At 71.7% G+C, this 14,494-nt stretch carries 11 protein-coding genes; 3 read left to right on the top strand and 8 right to left on the bottom strand.

Annotated elements, in window-relative coordinates; translation table 11 throughout:
* Nucleotides 1-7: 7 nt before the first annotated feature.
* Nucleotides 8-4,846, bottom strand: coding sequence for an RHS repeat-associated core domain-containing protein (locus ACIRB7_RS15470; RefSeq protein WP_403597902.1), 4,839 nt, complete (start codon nt 4,844-4,846; stop codon nt 8-10).
* A 188-nt stretch (nt 4,847-5,034) separates the two neighbouring features.
* On the opposite strand from ACIRB7_RS15470, the gene ACIRB7_RS15465 reads away from it, so the two are divergent.
* On the top strand, nt 5,035-5,463 hold the full coding sequence (locus ACIRB7_RS15465; protein WP_403598810.1) for a hypothetical protein: 429 nt from the start codon (nt 5,035-5,037) through the stop codon (nt 5,461-5,463).
* Between the two features lie 18 nt (nt 5,464-5,481).
* On the opposite strand, the gene ACIRB7_RS15460 is transcribed toward ACIRB7_RS15465, so the two are convergent.
* The 5 genes from ACIRB7_RS15460 to ACIRB7_RS15440 form a co-directional block, all read right to left on the bottom strand.
* A complete protein-coding gene (locus ACIRB7_RS15460; RefSeq protein ID WP_403597899.1) occupies nt 5,482-6,735 on the bottom strand; it encodes a mannosyltransferase family protein in 1,254 nt (417 codons plus the stop codon).
* Between the two features lie 157 nt (nt 6,736-6,892).
* Complete coding sequence (locus ACIRB7_RS15455) at nt 6,893-7,246, bottom strand: hypothetical protein (RefSeq protein ID WP_403597896.1); 354 nt, start codon at nt 7,244-7,246, stop codon at nt 6,893-6,895.
* Nucleotides 7,239-7,733: a SigE family RNA polymerase sigma factor gene (locus tag ACIRB7_RS15450; protein ID WP_403597894.1), complete on the bottom strand. Its 495-nt coding sequence runs from the start codon at nt 7,731-7,733 to the stop codon at nt 7,239-7,241. The genes ACIRB7_RS15455 and ACIRB7_RS15450 overlap by 8 nt, the downstream gene beginning before the upstream one ends.
* A gap of 114 nt (nt 7,734-7,847) precedes the next feature.
* The gene (locus tag ACIRB7_RS15445) at nt 7,848-9,035 is read right to left on the bottom strand and encodes a thiolase family protein (RefSeq protein ID WP_403597891.1); all 1,188 of its coding nucleotides are present in this window, start codon (nt 9,033-9,035) and stop codon (nt 7,848-7,850) included.
* A 139-nt stretch (nt 9,036-9,174) separates the two neighbouring features.
* The gene (locus ACIRB7_RS15440) at nt 9,175-9,426 is read right to left on the bottom strand and encodes an EF-hand domain-containing protein (protein ID WP_403597889.1); all 252 of its coding nucleotides are present in this window, start codon (nt 9,424-9,426) and stop codon (nt 9,175-9,177) included.
* 192 nt (nt 9,427-9,618) lie between these two features.
* Between ACIRB7_RS15440 and recQ the strand changes: the two genes are divergently transcribed.
* Complete coding sequence (recQ, locus tag ACIRB7_RS15435; protein WP_403597886.1) at nt 9,619-11,628, top strand: DNA helicase RecQ; 2,010 nt, start codon at nt 9,619-9,621, stop codon at nt 11,626-11,628.
* A 142-nt stretch (nt 11,629-11,770) separates the two neighbouring features.
* Here the strand turns inward: recQ and fdhD are convergent, their stop codons facing one another.
* Nucleotides 11,771-12,598, bottom strand: a complete 828-nt coding sequence (gene fdhD, locus ACIRB7_RS15430) for a formate dehydrogenase accessory sulfurtransferase FdhD (protein WP_403597883.1) — start codon at nt 12,596-12,598, stop codon at nt 11,771-11,773.
* Nucleotides 12,599-12,731: 133 nt separating this feature from the next.
* Between fdhD and ACIRB7_RS15425 the strand changes: the two genes are divergently transcribed.
* Nucleotides 12,732-13,397: a 1,4-alpha-glucan branching protein gene (locus ACIRB7_RS15425; RefSeq protein ID WP_403597880.1), complete on the top strand. Its 666-nt coding sequence runs from the start codon at nt 12,732-12,734 to the stop codon at nt 13,395-13,397.
* Between the two features lie 15 nt (nt 13,398-13,412).
* Here the strand turns inward: ACIRB7_RS15425 and ACIRB7_RS15420 are convergent, their stop codons facing one another.
* A complete protein-coding gene (locus ACIRB7_RS15420) occupies nt 13,413-14,492 on the bottom strand; it encodes a trypsin-like serine peptidase (RefSeq protein ID WP_403597877.1) in 1,080 nt (359 codons plus the stop codon).
* Nucleotides 14,493-14,494 lie beyond the last annotated feature (2 nt).

Here is a 14,494-nt window from a genome sequence, read left to right as displayed (position 1 = left end):
TCTGCTCTCATCTCATGTGCTTCGGAAGCTTCGAAAGGTCGGGCTGGATTTCCGGGATATTCGGCTTGGGAACCTCGATCTTCTCATTGTTCGAGTACCAGTCGATCTCCTCCCAGGGGCGGCCGAGACGCTCCTCGTCCGGCTCCCCCCAGGCCGCGTCGCCGTCGTACTGCCGCACGGCACGGGCGACCACGCTCATCTCCCACGCGGTTCCGCCCACACCGGCGGGCGGGTAGTTGTCCTCGTGGCTCATGTTGAACTGGGAGCCGAACACCGCGGCCTCCCGGAAGGCCTCCACGATGGTTTCCGGCGTGTTCCAATTCCCCACCTCGCCACGGCTGTTCGGCATGCCGTCGAGCGTGATGGACAGCCTCGTCCCCCGGTCGGCGACCGCGCCGGAGACATTGGTCATCCAGTCCGGCGGCGTGCCGTACGCGTAGTCGTTGCCGTTGTACGTGTGGGCCCCCGGATCCCTCTCGCGCTCGGGGTCGTGATCCGGGTCGTCCGGGTCGTTGCGCAGATACCGGGCCAGTTCGTTCGACGCGTGGGTGGGCGGTCGGTTCGGCCCCAGGACGACGCTGTGCCGGGGCTTGTCCGCGCCCCGGTGCGGGCATCCCGCCAGGCCCAGCGGGTCGATCCACCTGGTCGGATTCTCCACGTACGAAACCGAGTTCGGCGCCGGTACGAGGCCGAGCGGGTCCGGGGAGACGTAACGGCCCGACGCGGGGTCGTAGTGGCGGTGGCGGTTGTAGTGGAGCTGGGACTCCGGGTCGAAGTACTGGCCGGGGAAGCGCAGCGGGGTGTACGCCGTCGCGTCCCGGTTCCAGGTGGTGGTTCCCCACAGGGTCGCGCGGGTGCGCCAGGCGATGTCGCCGGACTCGTCGACGAGTTCGCGGGGAGTGCCGACCAGATCCGTGACGATCGCGAAGAAGCGGCGGTCGACCTCCGCGCTGTCCAGGAACCGGCGTTCGACCTGGGTGAGCGGCTTGGAGCCGTCGTGGTCCCAGGTGATCGCGACGCTCTCCGGTGCGCCAGGAGCGCGGGTCGACTGCTCGCAGAGGGTGTCGCCGTCCCAGGTGAACAGCGTCTCCTCGACGACGGTGACCCCGTCGTCCGCGAGGCGCCGCTTGGCGACACGCCGGCCCAGCGCGTCGTACAGATACCGCCAGCGTGTGCCGTCCGGGGTGGTGACGGCGATCAGCCGGTCCTCGGCGTCCCAGTCGTAACGCCAGGTGTCCGGCTTGCGGGAGAGGCGGGCCTTCTGCCGCAGCACCACCCGGCCCTGGGCGTCGTGCTCGTAGCGGATCGCGCCCGCGCGGACGATGCGGGTGCCGCTGTACTCCCGGTCGCCATCGGCCGTGCCCGCGCCGGGCCAGGAGGCGTGCGTCTGGTTGCCGGCCTCGTCGTAGGCGTACCGCTCCGTCCAGTTCTCGGCCCTGAGGCCGGTGACCCGGCCCTGTGCGGTCAGTTCGAACTGCCGGTGACCGGCCAGACGGTCGTCGACGGCGGTGAGGTGGCCGTCCGGACGGTAGGTGTACGCGCGCTGCTGGACGAGCCCGGCTTCGGCCGTCCGGACGTGCTGACCCGTGAGGCGGCCCACGGCGTCGTAGGCGTGATCGATGGTGAGCGTGGCGCCGACGCGCCGCGTGGTCTCCAGACCGGACGCGTCGAACTCGAAGTCGACCCGGTATCCCGAGGCGTCCAGGCGCGCGGTGGAGCCGGCCGGGTACGACCAGGAGCTGACCGCCCCGGACGGCGTGGTGCGCCGCACAGTGCGCCCCGCCTCGTCGTACGCGCGGGTCAGCGTCCGGCCGTCGACCGTCTCCTCCAGCACCCGGCCCGAGACATCGCGGACGTACGACAGCTCGGAGTCGGGGCCGATCGCACCGGCCAGACGGCCCCGGGCGTCGTAGCTGAAGCGGGTGACCGCCCCATCGGCGTCCTTCGCGATGATCCGGCCGCCGGCATCCCGCACGTAACGGACCGTCTGCCCCGCCCCGTTGGTCCGTGAGGCGAGCCGCCCGAACCCGTCGTACGTGTAGCCGAGGGTGCGCCCGTCGAAGTCGGTCTCGGCGGTCAGCTGACCGGCACGGTCGTAGCTGTAGGACCAGGTGAGGCCCTGCGGGTTCGTGACGTGCGTCAGGCGCAGTTCGGTGTCGTGCGTGAACTCGTGGCGCGCCCCGTCCGGTGTCGTCCTGGCGCTCACCAGGTCGAAGTGGGTGTACTCGAAGCGGGTCTCGCCGCCCATCGCGTCGACGTGCAGGACACAGTTGCCCTCGCCGTCGTACGCCCAGGTTTGGACGGCCCCGTCCGGATCGGTACGCCGGGCGAGCCGGCCCTCGACGGTCCACTCCAGTTCGGTGCTGCGGCCCTGCGGGTCGGTGATCCGCACGGGCCGGCCGAACGCGTCGCGGACGTAACGGGTGACCCCGCCGTGCTGACCGCGCACCGCGAGCGGGAGACCCGCCGGGTCGTTCTCGACCCGGTCCACGGCGCCCAGCGAGTCGTCGACCCCGGTGAGGCGGCCCCGTGCGTCGTAACTGAGCCTGGTCGTCGTCCCGTTGGGACGGGTGAACAGGGCCGGGTTGCCGTTCTCGTCGTACTCCTGCCGGGACACCGAACCGTCCGGACCGGTGACGACCGTGATCTGGTTCAGCTCGTTGTACTCGACCCCGGCCGAGCTGCCGTCCGGGTGCGCGACTCCGGTGAGGTTGCCGCGCTCGTCGTAGGTGTACGCCGTGGTCCGCCCGGCCGGGTCGGTGCGGGTTGCCAGCCGGTCGTGGCGGTCCCACGTCTGGCGGACGGTGCCGCCCGACTGGTCTGTCACGGAGAGGACGTGGAGGCGGTCGTCGAGGACGTAGACCTTGGACCCGCCGGTGGAGTCCGTGAACCGGGTGATCCGGTCGCCGGTGGAGGGGTGGACGTCGTACGCGAACGTCGACGACAGGTAGCCGTTCGGGCCGATCGTACGGGCGACCCTGCCCTCGACGTCGTACTCGTACCGGAACGTGGAGCCGTTCCGGTCCGTCCACGAGGTGATGCGGCCGTCCGGGTCGTAGCCGAACCGCAGCGGCAGGTCGGAGGAGTTGATGACCTGGGTGAGTCGGCCCGACTCGTCGTAGCCGTAGCGCATCACGGTCCGGGGGCCGTCGGGCGTGCGGAGGGCGAGCTCGCGCAGCCTGCCGTCCTCGGCCGTGAGCGTCGCCAGATATCCGCCGGAGTGGGACACGGCGGTGGGCATGCCGTCTCCCCGCCGGCTGATGGTGATCCGGTTGCCGCCGCGGTCCTCGATCTCGGTGAGCCAGTACGCCGAGGACTCGTGGTACGGGCTTCCGGCGAAGGTGCGGATCACTCCGGTGCGCGGGTCGGTGACGCGGTACGTGGTCACGGCATCGTCCTGGTCGCCGTGACGGAGGGCCACGCGGGGACCCTCCACGGGAAGGACCGGGTCCGCCGCACCGGCCGCGGGGAGCGCCGGGAACCACAGGACCGATCCGTCCTCGCGCGCCCAGAAGGCACCCTGCCCGGACGGCGCCGGTTCGAGCCGCTCGTCGAGGGTCGAGGCCCAACTGGGCCCGAACCAGTGACCGTGGCGGTACGTCGACAGATGGGTGCGCCGCAGGAGCAGCGGCAGGACGCCCGCCAGGGACAGGTCGACCTGCTCCATCGTCATCTCACCGGAGGCGATGTCGACGGGGTCGCCTTCGCAGGTGCGGTCGCGCATCTCGATGCTCTTGCCGCGGGGGTCGGACGTGCTGTCCTTGAGGGGCTCCGGCCTGGCGCGCGTGTCGGAGCCGGGCCCCTTGCCGCCCTTCCCGTGTCCGGTGGGGTCCTTGCCCTTGCCGTCGTCGTCCTTGCGTTCGCGGGCGAGGCGGTCGCGGACGGCGTCGTCGTTGCTCTTGTGATCCTTGGATATGCGCTTGACGGCGTTGGGGAGGGTTTCGCCGACGTGGTCGCCCATGGTCTTGGCGGACTTCACGAGAGCGCCCATGGCCTTCTCGATGACGGGGTCGAGGGCGTTGGCGATGTCGTCGCGGCCCTTGTTACGGCCCTGCGCGGACTTCGCCTTGGTGAGCTTGCCGGTGGTCTTGCCGTGGATGCCGACGCTCACGCCGCTCAGCTTCGTGCCGGCGTTGTCGTGCTCTTCGTGCTCGATGTGGAAGCCTTTGCCCTTGGCGCCTCCGCCTCCGCCTCCGCTTCCGGCGGAGGCGAGGTTCAGACCCTCTTTCCCGGCCTGCTTCGTCTGGTCGAGGTCCACACCGTTCTGGACTCCCAGGGCGTCCATGCTGACCTGGACCACCAGGTCCGCGGCCATGTTCTCCAGCGCCGCCACGGCCGGCTCGGTCATCACACCGACGATGTGACCGACCGCCTCCTCCATCGCGCCCGTGATGAGCTTCAGCAGCTGCTTCTTCGTGAAGGCGATCGCACCGGCACCCAGCAGCGCCGACAGGCCACCGGTCACCGGGATCAGCGCCATGGCCAGACCGGTCTGGCCCGCCAGGATCCCGAGCTCCGCGACCGCCTTCCACTTCATGGCCTCGATCGCACCGGCCGCCATGTCCAGCGCGCCCGCGATCGTCCGGGCCGCGGACACCAGGTCGTTCAGGTGCTTGCCCTTGACCTTGCCCCAGTGCTCGTTCAGCGCGTCCATCGCCTCGCCGTGACCCGACGACAGCAGACGCTCCATGTGGTTGTTGGCGAGCTGGCCGTCGTCGGCGAGGTCGTCCGCGAACTCCCGGAGCGCGTCCGCCATCTCCCGGTAGGCGTCCTCATCGACGTTGGGCCAGTTGACCCCCACCAGGTCGAGCAGTGTGTCCGCCCAGTCCGGCACCGTGACTGCCATGTTGGAAATTCCCCCGTGCGTACGTCTGTTCGCGGAATGCAAGTGCGAACACTTTGTCATGGGGCATCGCCGTTGATCAACGCGACCTCTCCCTGCCCCTCTCCCTCGACCAGTCGACTGCGCCTCCGTTATCGCCGAGTCCGGCCAGGTCCGGTGCGTTGTCAGTGCCTGCTGGCAGGATCACCGGCATGACACCGTTGCTTCTCACCGACATCGAACGAGCCGTCCGCAGCAGTTGGAGTGCCGAGACGTGCACGCCTGAGTTCCGGTCGCGTTGGACGAAGGACAATCCGGCCCGGGATCAGTGCGGGGTGACCGCCATGGTGCTCAACGACTTGGTGGGAGGTGAGTTGATCCGGGGGGAGGTCCACGTCGACGGGGAGCGTGTGGACTACCACTGGTGGAACCGCCTGGGCATGGGTATCGAGATCGACCTCACCCGCGAGCAGTTCGGGCCGGAGGAGATCGTCACGGGAGGCATCGTGATCGCCCGCCCGCCCGTGACCGAATGGCGCAGGCTTCGCCAGGAGTACGAGCTTCTCCGCGACCGTGTCGCCGAGAAGCTCGAGCGGCGGGAGGTGACGGCCTCTGTGGCCGTGTCGCATCAGCCGGTGTGAACCTGTGGGGAGGCCCCGTCAGCCGGCCCAGCGGCCCGTCAGGAAGGTGAGGGTCAGGACCGTGTTCAGAGGGGCGACCAGGCAGACGTACAGCGCCGTCGTCGTTCTGCCGCGCAGGCTCCAGACGGCGAGGCCGATCCACAGGGGCCACCACAGCAGGGTGCTGCGGGCGATGGACATGTACCAGTACGAGGTGCCGAGCGCCCACAACGTCAGCGCGATGTACACGGCTTCCGGCCAGCGGCGCCGGCGGACGAGAAGGGCCAGAAGCGCCAGGCCGACGAGCATGGCGACGAGGTCCGCCTGGAAGAGGGCGGCGTAGCCGGTGGCCTGGGTGTGGGCGAAGGCCTCGTGCCAGGTCTGGGACCAGGCTTCCCAGGGGGCGCGGAAGTGGCGGTACCAGCCGCGCTCCTGGGCGTGCTTCCACGCCATCCAGTCGCCGGTCCGCTCGTACAGGTACCAGAAGTAGAGGAGCGCGGGCAGTGCCGGCAGCGCGAGGAGCGCCACGCGCCGTCGCCGCGTGCGTACCGTCATGAGGAACTGGACGGCGAGGGCGGCGGCGAGGAAGAGACCGCTGACGCGGACGGTCGTGGCACCGGCGGCGAGGAGCGCGGCGAGAGGCCAGCGGTGCTGCTGGGCGGCGAGCCACGCCGGGAGGGCGAAGGCAAGGAAAAGGGCCTCGCTGTATCCGGCGGCGAGGAAGACCGCGCAGGGGGACAGCAGGAGGAACAGGGCGGCGCGTCTGCCCGTGTGCGAGCCGGGCAGATGGAGTTCGGCGATCCGGGCCAGCGCCACCACGGCGACCGCGCCGGCGGCGAAGGAGATGAGCAGACCGGCGACGGTCCAGTCGGCGACCACGGTGTGCACCGCCCGCAGGAGCAGCGGGAAGCCGGGGAAGAACGCCTCCCTGTTGTCCCCCTGGCCGGGTCCGGGGCCGGGGTCCGGGAAGTAGCCGTCGCGGGCTATGTGGAGGAAGTGCCCCCAGTCCCAGCGCTCGAAGGACGCGAGCACCGGTTCGGGCGTTCGGGCGTCGCCGTCCGTGGGGAACAGCCGGCGGGTGCAGTACGCGGTCGTCCACAGAGCCGCCCTGGTCACCAGGTACAGCCACAGCACCTCGCGGTCGACCGGTCGCAGACGGGACAGGGCGCGTCCGGGCAGCGTGTCCCTGCGGCCTGGGCGATCCGCCCGCCGGGCGTTCTCGGGAGGCCGGGGTGCAGCGGGGTCCGTCCCTACGGGGGCATGCCTCGGGGAGGCGGGTGCCGTGACAGGCATGGGTGAGGTCTCTCCGTGGGTACGTGAAGGCCCGGGCGGCGGGCCCGTGGGTACGTGGAAGGGCCGCGCGGGCCCGTGATGAGGTGGCAGGGCCGGGCGGTACGCGGCAGGGCGGCACCGGACGTGCGGGTCGTCCCGGAAGCGGGGACGTGAAGTGTCAGCGGTGGAGGGCCGTCGTGCCCGGGGTCGTGGGCGGGAACGAGCGGTCCGTCTCCGTCTCCGTGGGCCGGGGCCCCGGTGGGGGCGTGGTGCGTCCCGGCTGCGGTGCGGAAGGACTGGTCGCGGGCAGGGCGGGGCCGGGGTCCGCGGGCACGAGCCCGACCGCCGTGACCACGCCGAGGGCGGCGACGGCGCTCGCCGTGACCAGGGCGAGGGTCACGCGCCGCCGGTGTGATCGCCTGCCCCGCTCGACGACCTGCGCGATGGGCAGGGGGGTGGCGTGCCGTCGGCCGTGATCGGCGGCTGCCCGGAACAAGCTCCTCAGGGACGGGTCGTCGATGTCGTCATGCACCGGGAGCCTCCTGCACGTTGTCCCGCAGTCGGTCGGCCAGAGCGGCACGCCCGCGGCCGAGGTGAGTCTTGACCGTGCTGGCGGACAGCCCGGTCTCGCCCGTGATCTGCTCGACGGTGAGATCGCACAGGTAGTGGAGGGCTATGGTGCGCCGCTGCTGGGCCGGCAGGGTGCGCAGCGCCTCGACCAGCACCACGTGCTCCGGCCCAGGACCTGGCATGTCGGTCGGGGCCGCCCGGCGGCTCCAGGCCTCGGCCGTACGGCGTCGAAAGCGCCATCGGCTCACGGCCAGACGCCAGGCGACCTTCCGGACCCATGCCTCCGGTCCGCCGTCGCGGTCGAGCTGCCGGCGCCGGTTCCACCCCTTGATGAACGCTTCCTGGACAACGTCTTCAGCCTCCTGCAGGTCGCCGAGCATGACGTAGAGCTGCCCGGTGAGCCGCCCGACCGCCTGGACGTAGAACGCTTCGAACTCTTCGACGGTCAACGGCAACTCCCGGGTCTCTCGCTTCACCGGGCATACGCCTGGCAGGGCCTCGACGGTCTACACCGATCCCGAAGAGGGTGCGTGAGCCCCGTCACACCACGGGGGCGGGGCCGTTCAGTCCCGGTCGACCAGGACCGCGGTGCCCTGGCCGACGCCGACGCACATGGTGGCGAGGCCGTGGCGGTCGCCGGTGCGGTGCATGCGGTGGAGGAGGGTGGTGAGGATACGGGCGCCGGAGCCGCCCAGCGGGTGGCCGAGGGCGATCGCGCCGCCCTGGGGGTTGACCCGGTCGGGGTCGATGCCGAGTTCGCGGACGCAGGCCAGGGCCTGGGCGGCGAAGGCCTCGTTGAACTCGGCGGTGTCGATGTCCGTGAGGGCGCGGCCCGTGCGGGCGAGCACCCGGCGTACGGCGGGGACCGGGCCGATGCCCATGACGTCCGGGTGGACACCGGCACTGGCGCCGGCCACGTAGCGGCCGAGAGGCTCGAGGCCCAGCTCGTGGAGGACGTCCTCGGTGACGAGCAGCAGCGCGGCGGCCCCGTCGTTCATCGGTGAGGCGTTGCCGGCGGTCACGGTGCCGTCGGGCCGGAAGACCGGCTTGAGGGCGGCCAGCTTCTCCGCTGTGGTGTCGGGCCTGATCGACTCGTCGTGGGTGACGACGGTCCCGTCCGGGAGGGTGACGGGGACGGTCTCGGCGTCGAACAGGCCGTCCTTGCGGGCCGTGGCGGCGAGCCGGTGGCTGCGCAGGGCGAAGGCGTCCTGGTCCGCGCGGCTGACGCCGTACCGGGCGGCGACCTCCTCGGCCGTCTCTCCCATGGACAGCACCCCGTGGAGGTCCGTCATCCGGGGGTTGGTCATCCGCCAGCCGAGCTTGGTGTCGTGGATCGTCTGGTGGTGGGGGAGCGACTGTTCGGCCCGGGGGAGGACGAAGGGGGCGCGGCTCATCGACTCCGAGCCGCCGGCCAGCACGATCTCGGCCTCGCCGGAGGCGATGGCCCGGGCGGCGGTGGTGACCGCCTCCAGGCCGGAGGCGCAGAGCCGGTTGAGGGTGGCGCCGGGGACGGAGTCCGGGAGCCCGGCGAGCAGCACCGCCATCCTGGCCACGTTGCGGTTGTCCTCGCCGGACTGGTTGGCGGCGCCCCAGTAGACGTCGTCGATCCGGGCCGGGTCGAGCGACGGCACCGCGTCCAGGACCGCGCGGACGGCGGTCGCGGCGAGATCGTCGGGCCGGACGCCGGAGAGGGCACCACGGAGGCGGCCGATCGGGGTGCGCCTGGCGGCGGCGAAGTACACGGGGCGCATGGTCACGGCTCCAAGGGGTGGCGAAGGCCTTAAACTAGCGGCGCAAGTTTTTAGGACTGTAGCCCCTGGGGTGCCGCTCCGGTCAATACGTACACGCCCCCGGGCAGGTGAGCGGGCGGTGATGTACGGCGCGCCCGGGTCACCAGCCGAAGCGGCGGTCCACCAGTGCGGCGAACTCCTCGAACGACAGGACGCGGTCGCCGTTCTGGTCGGCCGCGTCGAACAGGGCCGAGGAGTCGTCGGCGTTCCCCACGCCCCAGAAGGGGATCACTCCCTGCGCGGCGAGGGTCGGGCCCTTGGCCAGCAGGGCACTGATCACCTCGGCGCGGGTCAGCGTCCCGTCGTGGTCGAGGTCGAGCGCGTCGAAGAGAGTGCGGGCCTTGTCGCTCATGGTGTGTCCTCTTCCCTGGGGCCGGGGTGTCGTGTCGGCCGACGCGTCCCCTGCCAGGAAGGACGCGGGGTTCGCCCCGCACGTTGCCTCAGAGGGTGACCTGCCGCCCGGAGGGTTGTCCACAGGTTCCGGTTGTCCACAGGTTCCGGCGGAGACGCCGGGGGTGTCCTTGTCGGCCGATAGGGTGGGTGAATGGTCCTTACCGACGATTCCGCCGAGATCTCCGAGGCAGCGGGTGCCCTCCACCGCGTCTTCGGCTACAGCTCCTTCCGAGGGGAGCAGCAGGAGATCATCGAGCAGGTCGTCGGCGGCGGCGACGCCCTCGTGCTGATGCCGACCGGCGGTGGCAAGTCGCTGTGCTACCAGATCCCGGCCCTCGTCAGAGACGGCACGGGCGTCGTGATCTCGCCGCTCATCGCCCTGATGCAGGACCAGGTGGACGCGCTCAGGGCCCTCGGGGTGCGGGCCGGATTCCTCAATTCGACGCAGGATCCGTACGAGCGCCAGGCCGTCGAGCAGGCCTTCCTCGCCGACGAGCTCGACCTGCTCTACCTGGCCCCCGAGCGCCTTCGCACCGAGGGCACCCAGCGGCTGCTCGACCGGGGCAAGGTGTCGCTGTTCGCGATCGACGAGGCGCACTGCGTCGCCCAGTGGGGCCACGACTTCCGCCCCGACTACCTCGCGCTGTCCATGCTGCACGAGCGCTGGCCCAAGGTGCCGCGCATCGCGCTGACCGCGACGGCCACCGCGGCCACGCACAAGGAGATCGCGGCGCGGCTCGGCCTCGAGGACGCCCGGCACTTCGTCGCCGGCTTCGACCGGCCCAACATCCAGTACCGCATCGTCCCGAAGAACAGCCCGCACAAGCAGCTGCTCGAACTGATCAGGACCGAGCACGACGGGGACGCCGGAGTCGTCTACTGCCTCTCCCGCGCCTCGGTGGAGAAGACCGCGGCCCTCCTCGTGGAGCACGGCATCGACGCCGTGCCGTACCACGCCGGCATGGACGCCCGTACGCGCGCGGCGAACCAGGCCCGCTTCCTGCGCGAGGACGGGGTCGTCGTGGTGGCGACGATCGCCTTCGGCATGGGCATCGACAAGCCGGACGTGCGCTTCGTGGCCCACCTCGACCTGCCGAAGTCGGTCGAGGGCTACTACCAGGAGACCGGCCGCGCCGGCCGCGACGGCGAACCGGCGACGGCATGGCTGGCGTACGGCCTCCAGGACGTGGTCCAGCAGCGCAAGCTCATCGACGGCTCCGAGGGCGACGAGCAGCACCGGCGCGCACTCGCCATGCACCTGGACGCCATGCTCGCGCTCTGCGAGACGGTCGACTGCCGCCGCGTACGGCTGCTCGCGTACTTCGGGCAGACGGGCGAGCCCTGCGGCAACTGCGACACCTGTCTGACGCCGGCCGAGTCCTGGGACGGCACGGTCGCCGCGCAGAAGCTGCTCTCCACCGTGTGGCGCCTCGCCAAGGAGCGGCGCCAGAAGTTCGGCGCGGGACAGATCATCGACATCCTTCAGGGCAAGAAGACCGCCAAGGTCATCCAGTTCGACCACGACGCGCTCTCGGTGTTCGGCGTCGGCGCGGACCTGGGGACGGCGGAGTGGCGCGGGGTCGTCCGTCAGCTCCTCGCGCTGCGACTCCTGGCGGTGGAGGGCGACTACGGGACGCTCGTGCTCACCGAGGACAGCGGCGAGGTGCTCGGCGGGAGCCGCACCGTCACGATGCGCAAGGAGAAGGCGCCGGCCGCCCCCGCCCGCAAGGAGTCCGGGGCGCGCTCGGGGAAGGGCGCCCGGGTGCCGGTCGACCTGCCGGCGGCTGCCGTGCCGGTCTTCGAGGCCCTCCGCGCCTGGCGGGCGGCGACGGCGCGCGAGCAGGGCGTACCGGCGTACGTCGTCTTCCACGACGCCACACTGCGCGAGATCGCGACGCGACTGCCCGCCACGGCCGAGGAACTCGGCACCATCGGCGGCGTCGGCGAGGCCAAGCTCACCAAGTACGCCGAGGGCGTCCTGGCCGCCTTGGCGGAGTGCGGCGCCACCGCTGCTCCCGAGCCCGCCGCCGCGCCCTCGGCGGGCGTCGCCGCTGCCGAGTCCGTACCCGCGGCTCCGGAGTCCGCGGAGCCGTACGACGAGGAGCCGCCCTACGACATGGACGGGATGGAGGAGCCGCCGCCCTGGGACGACTGGCGGTAGCCCGCTCCCGGCTTCCCCTCCCAGTTGCCGTCGGTCTGCGCCTCGGCCGCCAGGGCGCCCGTACCGAGACCTCGGTAGAAGCGCAGCTCGCCCTGGTGCTCGGGCGACAGCCTGGGGTCGTTGGCGGCGTCATGCCAGGGACCTATGCGGTGTCGAGGCGTTCGTCGTGGGTGTAGATGTTCATGGAGGTGCCGCGGAGGAAGCCGACGAGGGTGAGGCCGGTTTCGGCCGCGAGGTCGACGGCGAGTGAGGAGGGGGCGGAGACGGCGGCGAGGAGGGGGATGCCGGCCATGGCGGCCTTCTGCACGAGTTCGAAGGAGGCGCGGCCGCTGACCATGAGGATCGTGCCGCGGAGGGGCAGGTGTCCTTCGCGCAGGGCGTGGCCGATGACCTTGTCGACGGCGTTGTGACGGCCGACGTCCTCGCGGAGACAGAGGAGTTCGCCGGTGGGTGCGAAGAGTGCGGCGGCGTGGAGGCCGCCGGTGGTGTCGAAGACCCGCTGGGCCGCCCGTAGCTTGTCGGGGAGCGCCGCGAGGGTGTCGGTGCTGATCCGCAGGGGATCTTCGGCGACGGTCCAGGCGGCGGTGGTGCGGACCGCGTCCAGGCTGGCCTTGCCGCACAGGCCGCACGACGAGGTCGTGTAGAAGTTCCGCTCCAGTGACGCGTCGGGAGCGGCCACGCCGGTGGCGAGGCCGATGTCGACCACGTTGTAGGTGTTGCTTCCGTCGGCGGTGGCGCCGGCGCAGTAGCGGATTCCGGCCACGTCCTCCGCGGTGTGCACCACGCCCTCGCTCACGAGGAACCCGGCGGCGAGGTCGAAGTCGTCGCCGGGGGTCCGCATCGTGACGGTCAGCGGGCGTCCGCCGACGCGGATCTCCATCGGCTCCTCGGCGGCCAGCGTGTCCGGGCGGTAGGAGGCTTCTCCATCTCGCACGCGCAGGACGCGCCGCCGCGCGGTCACTCGTCCCATGATTCGCTCCTCCAACGGTCGGCCGTACCCCCAAGACTCTGCCACGAGGACGGTCGACGGGGTCGGCTGGACCCCCCGACGCGTTCTGTTACGTTGCGGAGGCCCGGATCACGGAGGAGAGGGAGACCGCACGATGGCCGTCATCCACCAGACCACCCTGCAGCCGACCAAGCTGGAACTGCTCACGGAGTGGCTCCCCGCCCGGGAGTGGTACACCGGCACGGAGGCGCGGCCGGTGAAGGCCGGGGGCTTCCGGCTCGACGACCCGGCGGGCGAGGTCGGCATCGAACTCATGGTGGTGACCGACGGCGAGGGCGACGCGGCCGTCACGTACCTCGCCCCCATGACGTACCGCTCCGGGCCCGTTGCGGGCGCCGAGCTCGCCCTGATCGGGACCATGGAGCACGGCGTCCTCGGAAAGCGCTGGGTCCACGACGCCACCCACGACCCGGTGTTCGTCGCCCAGTTGTACGCGCTCCTCACCGGCCGGGCGCAGGCCCAGGCCCAGTCCGAGACCGGCGCCCTCGACCCCACCGTCACCGTCTCTCCCGTCCCGGCGGAGGACGCGGCCGACGTGGAGCTCGTACGGGTCACGGAAGGCGCCGACCACACCGACGTGGTGGTACGGGCGCCCGGCGCGTCCGCACCGCTGACCTTGCGGGTACGGCGTGTCCTCCGCGCCGGTACCGACTCGGCCCCGGACGGCGCCGGCCGGGTCGTCGCCGAGTGGCGGCTCCCCGACGGGACCACCGCCCGGGGCGAGTTCGCCGTCGTCCTCACCGACGCCGGGCGGGGCTGAGCGTCCGGGCGGTCCTCAGACCCAGTTGACCTCCGCCGCGGCGAGCAGGGGATCGTCCACCAGCTCCCAGAGCGGGACGGCGAAGTTCCCCGTCCGGTAGCGGCCGCCGAAGTGGAGGCCGAGGACGCGGTGGTCACCGAGGTCGAAGACCGGGGAGCCGCTGTTGCCGCCGAGCGTGGAGCAGTCGTGCTTCAGCACCAGACCGCCCGGCGTGAACTCGGTCGCCATGCCCGGCTGCAGCCGCTTCACGTTGTAGACGTCCATGAAGATCCGGCGCATCGACTCCGGTTCGTTGCGCCGGCCGTCCCAGGCCGGATAGCCGACCACGTACACCGGCCGGCCTGGGACGCTCGCCGGGGCGTCCGCCGCGACCGCCAGCGGGGTGGGCAGGCCGCCCTCGGCCGAGGGCTCGACCCGCAGCAGGGCCATGTCGACGTCCTCGTGGATACCGATGATCTCCGTGATCTCGTACGGGGCGGCGGCCCCCGGCGGCCCGCCGTCGACCGGCAGTTCCTCCGCCGGGTCGACCCGCGCCGACATGCCGTACTCGAAGACCCAGGGGGCGCCGTCGCCCTGGAGACGGCTGAACTCCACCGCCACATGACGGTTCGTCATCACCGTGCGTGGGCCGACGAGGAAGGCCGTGCCGACCCAGTCGAGCCGCGGGTGCCCGGTGACCTCGACCCGGCCGACCCGCGCCAGGGACTCACGGATGGAAGGCCGTTGGACATCGAGGACCGCCCACTCGTCGCGCTGGGGGGCGAAGTCCTGGCGCTGGACCAGGATCGCGGGACGGCCTTCCAGGAGGACGATCGCCTCCACCCCGAAGACCTCGTCCCCGTCGAGCTCGTCCTCCCGGTGCGCGGCCAGCTTCTCCAGACCGCTGACCCCGGCCTCCAGGACGCGGGCCCGCTCCTCACGGGCGAAGCGGGAGAACTCGGCCGCCGGTGCCACGTCGGCGGGGAGTTCGAACGTGGACTCGGCGATCTCCGCCTCCAGATCCCCGCGCACCCGGGCGGCGACCTCCCGCAGATCGCCGAAGATCTGCTCGGTGGCGGTCGCGACCGGTGACACCCTCCGTGATCCGCTCGCCATGG

This window comes from Streptomyces sp. NPDC093795 (assembly GCF_044764665.1).
Lineage (GTDB): Bacteria > Actinomycetota > Actinomycetes > Streptomycetales > Streptomycetaceae > Streptomyces.
This window is presented reverse-complemented; position numbering and strand designations above follow the sequence as displayed.